Raw genomic sequence first — 12,854 nt, 5'->3', positions numbered from 1 at the left:
GCTTGCAGATCAGGGTGCCCCGTTAAGCATCATCGCTGTGTGCAGGCCCTCTGTGGCGGACTAGCAGATCCCCTCAAGGATTTGAGCTGCCAGGCACCCACACCTGTTCGACCCCACGTCTTCCGTCTTTCCGACCAAGCTGCACCACGACATCGATGCTGGACGCGGCATAGCGCCTTACCTCCTCAAAGCTCATATTGATGCCCACCGACATGACCATGAGGGCAAGGCGGTCGAGCGCCTTCTGCGCGGTATCGGCGTGAATTGTGGTGAAAGAGCCTGAATGGCCGGTGTTGATCGCGTCGAGGAAGGTCTTGCACTCATCGCCGCGCAACTCGCCAAGAATGATCCGGTCAGGACGCATGCGCAAAGAGGTCTCCAGCAATTTGGCCGCGGTGCGCTCACTTGAGGGGACACGGTCAGCCTTGAGCATCGCGCGATTGGGCTGCGGAGGAAAGAGCTCGAATGCGTCCTCGATGGTCACGATACGCTCCGTCTTGGTCACCAGCGCGAGAAGCGCCCGGGCAAAAGTCGTTTTGCCCGTGGACGTCCCGCCGCTGATCATGATGTTCAACCGCTCTTCGATGCAGAGTTTCATGGCGGCTCGAATATCCCCCGCCTGCGTCAGTGCGATCACCCGTTCGGCTTTTGCCTGTCGTTCGGCATCCAAATCCACCAGTCCACCGTGCAACAGACCGATGTCGCCCAAGGTGAGTTGGTCTTCACTATAGCGGCGCAAAGTGATCGAGGGCCCGCCATCCACGACGGGCGGATAGACGACCTGTGCCCGGATCGGCTTGCCGTTCATCTCGATCTTGCCGGAGACGAGCGGCTTTTTCTCGCTGATTTGTCCGTGGGTGGCGCTGGCAATGGATGTTGCAAGATCCCGAGCTTGGGAAGGGGAGAAAAACACACCTTCGAGGCCGACCATATGCTCAGCCCCCCGGGTTTCCACCCAGACCTTTCCATCGGGATTGACCGCTATTTCGACCACGCAGGGATCGGCGAGCGGTGCAGCCAGAGGTTTTAGATAGGTCGAAAGAAAACTGGTTTTTTCTGCCGTCGGGTTCATGGCTGGCCGCCCGTGTGTTTCAGGTTTGTGTTGCTTTGAGACACGCGGCCTCTCCCTTCGGTCGAACGCGTGTTTCGACACCTGATTGTTTTGTCGAACCCGAAACGCACTTAATAGAACTCAAGATCACGGTCGACGATCACACTGATCGCAGCGCCCGGCTGGACCGAGATAACCGGAGGCAGGGTGGCATATTCGCCGATCACCGCATTGGTGGCCTGCGAAAAACTGCCCGCGACATCCTCGGCAATTTCTGATCCGGTCTCGGAGCTGGCCTCGGATGCGGCGATTGCCGGTCCTGCGCCGATGATCGAGAGCAATGCAGCTGTGCCAAAGCGCAGCCCAAAGCGGGAGTTCACGGAGCCCGTCACGCCCGAGCGGCCCTGATCGTCCGCGCCAAATGCGGCGAGCTGAACCGATTGCCCCTCGGGTGTGACAAGGCGTGACCAGCCAACCAGAATGCGGGCCTGGCCCAAAGAGACATTCGAATTGTAGGTCCCGAAGAGGCGGGAGCCTTCGGGAATGAGAACGCGGGACTGATCGAAACTCCAGACCGGGTAGTTCACGATGGCGGTAATCTGTCCGGGCAATGTGGATTCGATGGCGGTTTCCAGTGACGCTTGAATGAGCGTGCCCTGCAGAACCGTATTGGAAGGATTGGCGATTACCTCCGCTGTCGCGACTTGAACGGGCTGGGCACCGTCCAACACGAAGGCGCGCGCCGCCGCATCTCCGACCGCAGGTCCCCTCTCAGGGTCAGATGCCGGACTGCCCGTCTGTCCGCCCGCATCAAAGATCACCCCTTCGGACCGGATTTGTGTGTCGCGCAGCGCCGCCGCCTCGGCACGCCGACGGTCCAGTTCAGCCCGCCGCGCGGCTTCCTCGGCGGCGAGCTGATCCCTCTCGGTTTGCGCGCGTAGAGCGTCACTCATACCGTCATCGATCTGCTGTTGCAGGGCGTCGTTCTGGCGCTGCAGTCCGAGCATTTGCTCCATCAACTGCTCCATCCGGCCATCGGCAACACGCGCGCGTGCGGCAACCTCATCAGCGATACGCTTTTGCGCTTCAAGATCGGCTTCTGCCAACCGGGTGTCCATCTCGCTTTGCATCTGGGCGATAAGCGCCGTGTTCTGTTCCTGGACCGAGCGCAGCGCTTCGGCCAGCTCGGCGGAATTGTCGGGGGCAGGGGCCTCGGCCAGTCTTGCCAACTGGGCTTGTAGGGCGACCACGTCGCTCGCAAGCTTGGCGTTCTGTTCCTCCAGCGCCTGGCGCTGCGCCGCGAGTTCATCCTCGATTGGTCCGGGATCGAACCTAGGCTCCGATCTTTGTTCGGTCGGTTCCGCGTCGGTTGTCATGCGGCCAAACCCGTCACCGTCGACCTGATCCTGAAAGTCGTCGGCTTTCGATGTTTCAACGGCAGACGTGATGCCGCTGCCTTGCACAAGCGGGTAGGCAATGATGGCGGTCCCTGCCAGAAGCAACGCACCCAAACCAAGCCTGAGCCCGAGAGATGCGCGCCGCTTGGGTGCGAAGCTGTATTCCTTTTCCCCGGTTTTCTCGTCGCTCATGATCAGAACTCCCGTCCACGCAGGGCGGCCACGGCAGCAGCCTCGGTCGTGAACCCGCCAGTCTCACGGGTAATGCAGATATGATCGTCGCCCATGCGGATCGTGTAGGCGTCCCGCACGCCGGTGACCCGCACGACCGCACCTTGCGTCTGGCTGTTCTGGGTGATCTCGTAGCCTTGGGCGTTCAAGCCGAAGATCGAGGGCCGCATGCCGGGCCGGAATTCAAAGAAGGTCGAGCGCCCATCATTCCAGACCCGCACCGGGCGGATCGCACCGCTGCCCGCGAACTGATAGCCGGTATCTCGGCCTCCAGCCGCAAGCTGGCGCCCGGCGGGTCGCTCGTCGGGAAAGTTTACGACGACCCGGAAAGACTGTGTCCGCGAGCGTCCCTCTGTCAGATAGAAGGCGACAGCGCGGCGGTTGGTAAAGATCGTCAGGTTTGTCGCAGCCCGTGCCTCGACAGGCTTGATCGAGATCGTATTGCGGTTTGACAGAACCTCCACTTCATAGGACGCGGAGTCACCGATCAGGACTTGATTGATCCGTTCGCCGGGACCGAGTTCGATTGACGTGTTTACCCGAAGGTGGGTGTCGATCCGGATCACATCCGTAGGGTTGAAGGTCACGTGGCGAACGCGGGCGTCCTGACCCATGGTGACCGGTGCGCGCTCGGCCAAGGCGGGCGTTCCGAGCAACCCGCCGACCGTTGCGATGGCAATTATGAAGGTTTTCATGAATTATTCTCGTGTCAGTGTTTCGGCATCGACCCGGTAAGCGGTCACCGAGAAGCCAAGGGGATTTTCCCAAACGCGTGTCAGGGAGCGTTCGCGGCGGGGGGCAAATTCAAACCCGACGGTGGCAATGAATGTTTGCGTGACGGGGGTTTGGTTGGGTCGGGTGAGGCGTTTGTCGAACCGGATCTGGGCCACTTCGTCCTGCAGGAAGGTGATCGCCCGCACGCGGACATCGACCTGCGCATTCGCGCCGTAGCTGCGCGGTGGATAATTCTCGGCCCCCGTAGTCCAGAGTTCTATCAGCGAGGCGCGGGCTGGCCCGCTGGAGCGCCGCTGGACACTTTCGAGCCGTTCCTGAATGCCGTTCCTGAAATAGCTTTCGCGGTCGCTGATATAGCTGACAAGCAGGGACTCCTTGATCGCTTCCTCATCGGTGATACCGGTTGGCTGAACCTGGTAGATGCGTTCTGCTGCACCCGACGTGCTGTCGACGAGGACGGTAAACACTTCGGTTTCGCGCAGGGGCAACATAACCGTAATGGTCAGGGCCAACAGCACGGATACGGCGCAGGAACAGCCCGCAACGATCCATGCGGCGCGCGCTGCCCGGCGCGGACCCATCACCAAATCGATATCGAAATCACTCATGACTATCCCTTCTTCATCTTTCCGGCGAGCTTGACCGCACCGCCCGCATAGCTCCCGGCACGGGCCGCGCTGGACGATCGGTCGGAGACGCCTTGTCCCTGAACTCCTGCGTTGAAGCCCCGTCGCATGTCATCTCCGCCCCGGATCGCGGCACCGGTATTGCGCCATGCGTTCCCGGGCATCCGCGCGGCATTTGCACCGATCGAGGCGAGGCCGATGTTCGTAGCGGCAAGCCCTTGCGCGAAAGTTGGCACGAGCAACATCAGACCGGCGCCGATCATCATCACCACGACGAACGAAATCGCGTCCCCGAGTGTTTCGACGCTGTCGAGGTCGCGAGGGGCCACGGCTTCCCCCGTCGCGATTGTGAAGCCGGCCATGGCAGCCACGAATAGCGGCACGAAGGCAAATCCGATGGCGAGCTTGACCCAGGCCTCAAACAGTGGCGCCGATTGCTTGAACAATGTGCAGGCCACAGCCACCGGTGCGATGGCGACCAGCACCGCCAACATGATCTTGGCGGCCGACAGGACAATAATGGTGATGGTCGCCATGGCCGCGGCAACGAGGAACATGATCACACTGGTCAGGGCCCCGGCCAGCCAGCCGCCATTCTGGCTGATCGCCTGTCCGACATTCAGAGCTTGGGAGTAGAGATCGTCTATGCCGTCATAAAGGTTTGTGACATCACCACCTGAGAGGGAGTTGAGAATACCTGCACCAAGTTCGGCAGGAGCATTTGTCAGCGCTTCGTACGGAACAGAAAGGTTTGCGTAGATCAAAAACACATTGACCAGCACAATGCGCAGCCCTACCGACACGATTGTGGAAACCGAGAGCGGCACGGCTTGCAGACCCACATTTGCGCCTACAAGAACGACCACCATCACAGATGCGGTCTGTACAACCGGGCGTACTGCGGCAACCGTATCGGCATACGTGTCAGCTGCCACGCCCGCGACAGTGGCATCTACCAATGCCAGAACCTCAGCGATTATGGCCATCCTTAACTACCACACCGCTCCAATTGGAAGTTCTGATAGCGCTCGTTTACATCTGACCAATCGCTACGACGGTATTTGCGAAAGACGCTGAAATCGCTGGTAGTTGCATCCTGCGCCGCCTTACCAATCCGTTCCTGCGTAAACGCATCGAGCGACCCGAGATCATAGATGCAGCCGCAGAAGCCCTGCGACATTGCAAGCTCTCTCAGGTCGGTGCCGAAGCCCCATCGAACCGCTCCACGGAAAATCTCGTTGCCGAAAAACTCAGTGTCCGGATAGCTGAAGGTGCAGGTTTGCGGCTTCGGGAACATCAAGAGCCCTCTTGCCTGTACCTCGCGCATGAGATCGAGGAGGCGTTCTTCCTCCCCATTTTCGGTGGCAGTGACGACCTCCCCGAGCAACGTATCGTCGGGCAGGTCTTGCAAGTCTTCCGCCCAGGCACTGCCTGCCAGGGCGATGAAAACTGCAAGTGCTTTGAGTGATGTATTCAAGGGTCAGTCCTCGGCGCCGGAGAAATCAAAGAAGGAGCGTGTGCGGGCCTGCTCGGCCGCGAAATCAATGCCGTTTTGACCTTGCGCCAAGCCTTGGGCGGCATTCAGGCGCCACATCTGGCCCAGCATGTAATTCGTCTCTGCGGCCATACGCGTGTTGAGATCGATCGATTCCTTGAGCGTTTCCTGATCGCCAATCGCTTCCACCAGCCCATCGATACGCTCGATGCTCTGGGCGGCTTCCTCGTAGGAAATCTGGGCTTGCCCGATAACCATGGCATTGGCAGCCGCCAGATCGGCTATGGCAGCGCCTTGCGGGTTCCCGGCGTCGTTCAGCTCGGTGAGCTTTTCCGAGGTGAACCCCGCACTGGCCATTGTCTCGCGCATGGCATCGGCGGCCCGGCGCTCTCCCATGGTGACGTCGCCATCGAGCAGATCGTCCAGCAGGCTGTCAAAATCCCCGAGCGACAGACTGTCCATGAAACCCGATAGATCGGTGATCTTCTGGGCGCGGGCACGCAGGTCCTCCACATCGTTGTAGAGGGCTGCGATTTCATTCAGGCCGGTAATTGAACCCAAGACGTCATCAAGAAGGCCCTGAATATCAGTGAGGCGCTCGATCTGGGTGCGCAATTCCTCGATTTGCTGGAGCTGGTTTTCCGCATCGCGCAGCGCGGCCTGCAGCTGCTCGATGTTCTGCGCGAGGTTCGATCCATCGATCACAGGCACACCCTGAGCGAAGGCAGCGGGCGGGTGTGCCGCCATGAGCGTGCTCGCGACAATAATTGCGGCAATGCGGGTGTCAGCCCTCATCGGAATACCTCCAGAAAGTGGATTGCTCCAGGTGATCGGCGGCCTCGGTCAAACCTTGTGCCGCTTCGACTTTCACGTGGGCCGCGCGCAGACGCAGCGTCAGCGCCATGAGCCGCGCCCGTTCAGCAAGCATATAGGTGGAGCGGTCCAGCGACTCTTTTGCGTTATCGGGCGGATCTTCACGCAAAAGCGCCGCGATCCGGGTCATGGCCTGATCGATCTGGGTGCCCATGTAGGCGCCATAGCCGACCGAGGCATCCGCCCAGTTGCCCCAGGCGGCCGAGGCACCATCGAAGCCCGCCAGTGACCCCGTCATGTCGACGCCGGTGATGGTGCCAAGATAGTCGTTGTAATAGCCGTTGATGCGCCGGACGTAGGTCTGGGTTTCCTCGAAAGGAGGCACACCACCATACTCGAGAACACGGCCAGGACCTGCATTATAGGCCGCCAGAGCGTGATCGATCCGACCGAAGCGGTTCAGTTGCGTGAGAATGTAGCGTGCGCCACCGTCCAGGTTTTCCCAAGGATCATACGGGTTCACACCGAGATCCGATGCTGTGCCCGGCATCAGCTGGCAAAAACCGCGCGCACCCACGTGGGAGACGGCTGCATTGTTGAAACGACTTTCCTGCTTGATCAGTGACTGAAACAGGATACGCCATGTCAGTGGCGTCAGACCGGCGGCCGCAACACCGGGATGACCCTCATAGCGCCGCGCCACCGTGATGATCATGCGCTCCACGTCGCTTGGCTCACCGAAGAGGCGATCGGCATCAGGATGATCTTCCTGGGCTGGGTAAGTCTCTGCAGCGCTCGCCCAGCCGGGCCCACCAGCCTCGAACCCACTCAGGTCGGTGACACCGGTGGTCTCCGCAAGGAAACGTTCGTAGGCTTCAAGCTGCTCTTGATAGATGTCCGCTTGATCCTGGCGGGCGTCGCGCTTCTGGCCCTGCCGCAAGGCGTCGCGTGCGAGCTCTTCGACGCGCGACACAGCGCGGGCAAGGTTGGAGCCATCGATCACTGGCACGCCCTGCGCGGAGGCAAGCGAGCCAAGACCCAAGGCCAACGGAATCGCCATTCTAGAAGCTCTGGAAATCACAATGCGCATTCCGTGAAACAAGATCGGGAGCAGGGGCCGAGAACGCCATCGCGGGCCGTTCAAAACAGGGCGATCGCACGCCTGTTGATGCACCTTCGCAAGCGCTCAGGACCGTCATGGCGACCAACAGAAAAAATCGTGCTTTCACATCATGTCCTTCCAGAATTCTTCTTTCTTGCGCCAATTGGCAGGCGCCTTTTCCTCGCCGGTCTTGCCGCCACCAAGAACAGTAACCAGGCCGCCCAAGCCTGCGAGATCGGTATTGACGAACACGCTGTCGGCGCCGGAACGGATCAATGCCAGCCGCAACCCGGCTGTCGGGCTGGAAAGAAAATCCGCCTCGCGCGCGTTCAGGCGCAGGATGCTGTAATCCTCCGGATTTGCCCGTGGATTGGGAAACAGGATCTGGGTTGCCACACTTTCCGCGATGATCTGGCCGACCGAACTTTGGTCCAGATGGCCCGGTGTCTGGGTCAACATCATCACCACGCAGTTGCGCTTGCGCATGGTAACCAGCCAGTCATGGAGGCGCTTGACGAAGATATCGTCAGCCAACATCTTCCACGCCTCGTCGATCACAATGATTGTTGGTCTGCGATCCTCGATCACGCGCTCGATACGGCGGAAGAGATAGGCGAGCAGGGCTGAGCGTTCTGCGTCCTGGTCCAGAAGTTCGGTCATGTCGAGACCAAGGACATCCTCGCCAATGGCAATCGCCTGGGCACCGGGCCTTGAGAAAAGCCAACCGTACCGGCCGACTTCTGTCCATTCCCGCACGCGGGACACCAGGTCGCCGTCATCATCGGTGGAGGCCACGAGACTTGCCAAACCGTCGAAGGTTCTGAGGCCCGGCTCCGCGGCGGCGATCTGACGAACCGCCTCGTTCAGTGCTGCGGTCTGGACCGTCTCAAATGGACGGTGACGGGCCAGAATGTCGCCGAGCCAATCTGTCAGCCAGGCGGCCCCCCGCGCATCGGTCTCCGTGGTCATCGGGTTAAAGCCGGTGGGCTGGCCCACCTTGATTTCGCTGTAGCTGCCACCCAAAGCGCGGATCGCCATCTCCAACCCCTGATCCTTGTCGAAAACGATGACTCGCGCACCCACTCTGCGGGCCTGCGCCATGAGAAAAGCCGTACCGAGTGTCTTGCCGGACCCGGTGCGGCCTAGAACAAGCGTGTGCCCGACGCTTGGCTCATCGGTCCTGCGCCCCGCTTCGTGAAAGTTGAACCGGTAGAGGCTGGAGGTCACGGTCGGGAAGGCCGTGATCGTCTTGCCCCATGGGCTGGCCTCGGGTCCGCGCCCCGGCCTTGTCTTGTGAAACGCTGCAAGTTCCGCGAAATTGTGCGACGAAACGATCCCGTCACGGATCCGGTAGGCCCAGTTTCCCGGCGCTTGTGCGAAATAGAGTGCCTTTGCGGCCCAGGATTCCCGGACCAGAACGGCACCGGTCTCTTGCCCCGCCCGCCAGATCTCGGAAGCTGCCTGTTCCAGTTCCTCGGCGCTGTCACAGAAAACCTGCACGGAGGCGTGATGTGTCCCAAAGGTCGACCGGCCGGATGCCACGGCGTCGGCGGCTTCGATCAATTGCTCTGTCAGGCTGACACCAGCATCCTCGGAGGCACCCCGCTGGCGAAAGGTGCGTTGAATGCGCTCAACCATCTCATTGGCGCGCCGCGGCGTGAAAGAGTTGGTGATCGTGATGTCATAGGGCAGTTCCAACGCGTCAAGCATGGTTGGCCAGGTGCGACTGGGATAGGATTTTATCCCGAAAATCGCGCCGTATCGTGCGCTGTCGCCGCTTTCCAGCCGCATGGTTTTGCCTTGAAAGCTGACGTCGAAATTGCTCATCGTGTCAGCCAACAGTTGCCCGGGGGCCGCGATGATTTTGCCGTAGCTCTGTCCGTGAACCGCGGCCAACACTGCAAGCCAGTCCCCGCTCGAGACTGTCAGGCGCGCTGCACCTGCGTCGGAATACATCGCCATGAGCAGCGTCATGGCCTCTTCCAGGGCAACAATTCGCGTATCGATGTCTTTCTGGAAATCGCGGCCCCCGCCTAGGGCACCCAGAACCTTCGAGAATGCCTGCGGCATCGACGGACGCATCAATACTGTCAGCATCAAGGTGCGGGCTTTCAGGTCACGTGCGCGCAGGCTTCTCTGCCACGCCGCGTCTACCGCATTTGCAAAAGGCATACCGTCAGGCGCAGCAAGGTCCGCGACATCCGGGCGTGATACCTTGTTGATGTGGAAACCGAAACGCTCGCCCAACTGACTGACGATCCGGGCAAAGCCTTCACTGATCTCATCGATCCGGGTGTCATCGCTGGTGAAGCTGTCGATCCCGCCGAGCGTGACCGACGCCATCAGATCACCTTGGCGCGTCAGGATGACATTGTCTCGCACCGCAGCGATGTAGGGTAGGTGCCGCCCAAGACGCTCGGCTTTCAAGACCTTGTCCCCAAGTGCATCCCGAACAGCGTTGCTTGCAATCAACCCCCGAAACTCACGCGACATAGAGATCGCCCCCATCACGGGATCGCACACTCGTTCGCGGTGTGCGCGACATCACCACGTTCAAAATCTGAAACAGATTTGGATTGCGGTCTGCGACCAGCCAAAGCGGTGGGTAGCCCGCGATGAACACCAGCAGGAACCGCATGTCGTCAACCAGAATGAAAGGGATCACGGATGCGAAGACCAGCGCCACAAAATATCCGATCGGGAGACCGAATATCCGTGGCGGCTTGGTAAGCCCCAGAAAGAGTGGTGTGTCGCGCATGGAGGTCTCTGCGGTCGGTCAGATCAAGGAGCCGCAAAGCCGTCGATGATGGTCTCGGCCGAAAAGATCAGCACCACGCCGACAAACACGGCGACGAAGATCGGCCAGTTGAGGCGCCCGAAAAACATCATGACACCGGATCCCACGAGAGCGAGCACACCGAGGCCACGACCGATCGGACCCGTCACCGCGTCGATGATGTTGTCGATCATGTCAGAGACCGGGCTAAGGTCTTGTGCGAGCGCCGGGGCTGCGGCCACTATCAGCAACGCGGCCAATGCCGCCCGGGTATAGTCGATGCGTTTCATATCTGGTCTCCGATGGATTGGGCATAGACGGCCATGACCTTGCGGACATGGCCTTGGGTTTCGCGGTAGGGGGGAATCCCGCCATGGCGCGCCACGGCTTCGGGGCCGGCGTTGTAGGCCGCGAGCGCAAGCTGCGGCGTGCCGAACCGATCAAGTTGTGTCAGCAAGTAGCGGGCGGATCCATGCAGGTTTTGCTCAGGATCATGCGGATCGACGCCAAGCACGCGTGCAGTGTCCGGCATCAACTGCCCAAGCCCGATTGCGCCAACATGCGATCGCGCGCTTGGATCAAATGCGCTTTCGATAGCGATGTTGGCGCGAAAGAATGCGAGCCAATCGCGCGAGGACATCCCGGCCCTCCGCAGGGCCGGGTGGTCCACGTAGACCGACCCCACATCAAGGATCATAGTCTCGATCGCAGGGCGGCCCGATGGGACCCGCGGCGGAGAAAGGCGCGGTGAATCAAGAGGGACGACCTCAGAGCGTGCGACAACGTCGCTTTGCTCGGGTTGGAGTCTTGCAAAGTCGAGAACGCTACTGGTCAGTCGACCAACACGGTCTGGAGCATCGAGATCGATAACGGATTGTGCATGAGTGGAAGGGCCTGAAAGCCCCCAGAGAACGAGGCTAGCCGCTGGTAGGATACCTTGTCGTCTCAAACTCCCACGTGCCTCTCTCACCTTCTCGGAGAGGGCAGCTGAATACCTTTGCGTCGAGCTCCAGGCAGAAGCTCATGAGCCCTGCTGCGGTCTTGAAGACGCGTGGTTTCAGATCCCGGTTGGTCACATAGACCGACCGGTGCACACCGCCTTGACCGTCATTGGAGCAGACGAAAACCGTCCAGCCACCCCTATGCGTATTGCCGCCCTTTTCCGGGGCTTCAATGCATTCCACCTCGATCCATGCCCCACCCTCGATCGCCTCTTGCATGTGCGATGTTAGGATCACGGGGTATTTTGTTCCTGCCATTTTGCCTCCGAAGGAAAGAAGTTCCTACGGAAGTAACCTGCTTTTGCACCGCTTCAAACAGTGCATGTCACAAGATATGCGGCGACGTAGCGGAAAACCCTTTATATGGTCAATAGATATCTTTTGATTGATTAAGATATTTTTTCGGTGATAGGTCCGACACACGATTCGCCCCCAGATTGTCGGGAGACCACCAGATGTCGCGGTTGCTGGCATGTAGCACATTCATCGCCCTAGTGCTCTGAGTCTGACACTTCCTACCTGTTTCCGCGAGTTTCATCGAGCTTGTCCAGCGCGCGACGTTCCCGGGTGAGGATATCCTCTGCGGTTTTGGTCCATTTGAAGGGCCTTGGCTTCTCGTTGTGGTGGGCCAGATAGTCGTAGATCGCGGCCTCAAGATCATCGACGCTGGAATAGCTGCCGCGCCGGATGCGCCTTGATGTGATCTCGGCAAAGAAGCGCTCCACCAGGTTCAGCCATGACGCGCTGGTGGGCGTGAAGTGCAGCTTGAAGCGCGGATGCTTTTCGAGCCAGGCCTTTACCTCAGGCGTCTTGTGGGTGGCGTAGTTGTCGAGCACCAGATGCACATCGCGCCGCGTGGGCACAGCCTTGTCGATCTGTCGGAGGAATTTCAGGAACTCCTGCGCACGATGGCGTGGCATGCAATCGCCAATGACGGTGCCTGATTTCACATCCAGCGCAGCAAACAGCGTGGTCGTGCCATGGCGTTTGTAATCGTGCGTTACGGTCGCGGCACGGCCCTTCTTGAGCGGCAGTCCGGGCTGGGTGCGATCCAGCGCCTGGATCTGGGATTTCTCATCGACGCAGAGCACCACGGCACGGTCTGGCGGGTCGAGGTAGAGCCCGACGATATCGGTGACCTTCTCCTCGAACTTTGGGTCGTTCGAGACCTTGAACCCCTTCGTGAGATGCGGCTTCAAGCCAGCTTCTGCCCAGATGCGGCCGACGCTCGACGGCGAGATGCCCATGGCTTCGGCCATTAGCGCGCGGCTCCAGTGCGTTGCATTGGGCGGGGTTTCCTGCACCGTCTTGGCGATCACCTTCAGCCTTGTTTCCACGGGCAAAGGCGGCACCCGCGAGGGTCGCGTCTTGTCACGCTTGAGACCGGCCACGCCCTCATCGAGATACCGCTGCTGCCAGCGCCAGACCGTGGGTTTCGACGTGCCCGCGCGTCGCATAATCTCGAACGTGCCATGACCGTCCGCTGTGGCCAGGACGATCTCGGCCCGCCAGACAAGCTTGCGCGCAGTGTTGCGGTTGCTGATCAGGGCTTGAAGCTCAGTACGGTCGGCGGGGCCAAGGTAAAGGCAGATGTCATGGCGTCTCATGCCTCAAATATGGCACATCA

At 60.2% G+C, this 12,854-nt stretch carries 13 protein-coding genes; all 13 read right to left on the bottom strand.

Annotation, left to right across the window (positions count from 1 at the left end; translation table 11 throughout):
- Positions 1-73 precede the first annotated feature (73 nt).
- Positions 74-1,072, bottom strand: a complete 999-nt coding sequence (virB11, locus tag T8A63_RS21125) for a P-type DNA transfer ATPase VirB11 (protein WP_322346705.1) — start codon at positions 1,070-1,072, stop codon at positions 74-76.
- Positions 1,073-1,182: 110 nt separating this feature from the next.
- Positions 1,183-2,640, bottom strand: coding sequence for a TrbI/VirB10 family protein (locus tag T8A63_RS21120; RefSeq protein WP_209273895.1), 1,458 nt, complete (start codon positions 2,638-2,640; stop codon positions 1,183-1,185).
- A 2-nt stretch (positions 2,641-2,642) separates the two neighbouring features.
- Positions 2,643-3,374: a TrbG/VirB9 family P-type conjugative transfer protein gene (locus T8A63_RS21115; RefSeq protein WP_209273897.1), complete on the bottom strand. Its 732-nt coding sequence runs from the start codon at positions 3,372-3,374 to the stop codon at positions 2,643-2,645.
- A 3-nt stretch (positions 3,375-3,377) separates the two neighbouring features.
- Positions 3,378-4,022, bottom strand: coding sequence for a virB8 family protein (locus T8A63_RS21110; protein ID WP_068247313.1), 645 nt, complete (start codon positions 4,020-4,022; stop codon positions 3,378-3,380).
- Between the two features lie 2 nt (positions 4,023-4,024).
- Positions 4,025-5,026, bottom strand: a complete 1,002-nt coding sequence (locus tag T8A63_RS21105; RefSeq protein WP_322346701.1) for a type IV secretion system protein — start codon at positions 5,024-5,026, stop codon at positions 4,025-4,027.
- A gap of 2 nt (positions 5,027-5,028) precedes the next feature.
- A complete protein-coding gene (locus tag T8A63_RS21100; protein ID WP_072506894.1) occupies positions 5,029-5,517 on the bottom strand; it encodes a hypothetical protein in 489 nt (162 codons plus the stop codon).
- 3 nt (positions 5,518-5,520) lie between these two features.
- The gene (locus T8A63_RS21095; protein WP_209273899.1) at positions 5,521-6,330 is read right to left on the bottom strand and encodes a type IV secretion system protein; all 810 of its coding nucleotides are present in this window, start codon (positions 6,328-6,330) and stop codon (positions 5,521-5,523) included.
- Positions 6,320-7,408 (bottom strand): lytic transglycosylase domain-containing protein, encoded by a 1,089-nt coding sequence (locus T8A63_RS21090; RefSeq protein WP_209273901.1) that lies wholly within the window; start codon positions 7,406-7,408, stop codon positions 6,320-6,322. Before T8A63_RS21090 ends, T8A63_RS21095 begins: the two co-directional genes overlap by 11 nt.
- A 165-nt stretch (positions 7,409-7,573) precedes the next feature.
- A complete protein-coding gene (locus T8A63_RS21085; RefSeq protein WP_209273903.1) occupies positions 7,574-9,943 on the bottom strand; it encodes a type IV secretion system DNA-binding domain-containing protein in 2,370 nt (789 codons plus the stop codon).
- The gene (locus T8A63_RS21080; protein ID WP_068247331.1) at positions 9,933-10,208 is read right to left on the bottom strand and encodes a type IV secretion system protein VirB3; all 276 of its coding nucleotides are present in this window, start codon (positions 10,206-10,208) and stop codon (positions 9,933-9,935) included. The genes T8A63_RS21085 and T8A63_RS21080 overlap by 11 nt, the downstream gene beginning before the upstream one ends.
- A gap of 23 nt (positions 10,209-10,231) precedes the next feature.
- Positions 10,232-10,516, bottom strand: a complete 285-nt coding sequence (locus T8A63_RS21075) for a TrbC/VirB2 family protein (RefSeq protein ID WP_037239483.1) — start codon at positions 10,514-10,516, stop codon at positions 10,232-10,234.
- Positions 10,513-11,094, bottom strand: coding sequence for a lytic transglycosylase domain-containing protein (locus T8A63_RS21070; protein WP_409135539.1), 582 nt, complete (start codon positions 11,092-11,094; stop codon positions 10,513-10,515). Before T8A63_RS21070 ends, T8A63_RS21075 begins: the two co-directional genes overlap by 4 nt.
- Before the next feature lie 648 nt (positions 11,095-11,742).
- On the bottom strand, positions 11,743-12,834 hold the full coding sequence (locus T8A63_RS21065) for an IS630 family transposase (RefSeq protein ID WP_067931132.1): 1,092 nt from the start codon (positions 12,832-12,834) through the stop codon (positions 11,743-11,745).
- Positions 12,835-12,854 lie beyond the last annotated feature (20 nt).

It is taken from the genome of Sulfitobacter sp. OXR-159, assembly GCF_034377145.1.
Classification (GTDB): Bacteria; Pseudomonadota; Alphaproteobacteria; order Rhodobacterales; family Rhodobacteraceae; genus Sulfitobacter.
Note: the sequence above shows the minus strand (reverse complement) of the source record. Positions and strands in the feature narration are given on the sequence as shown.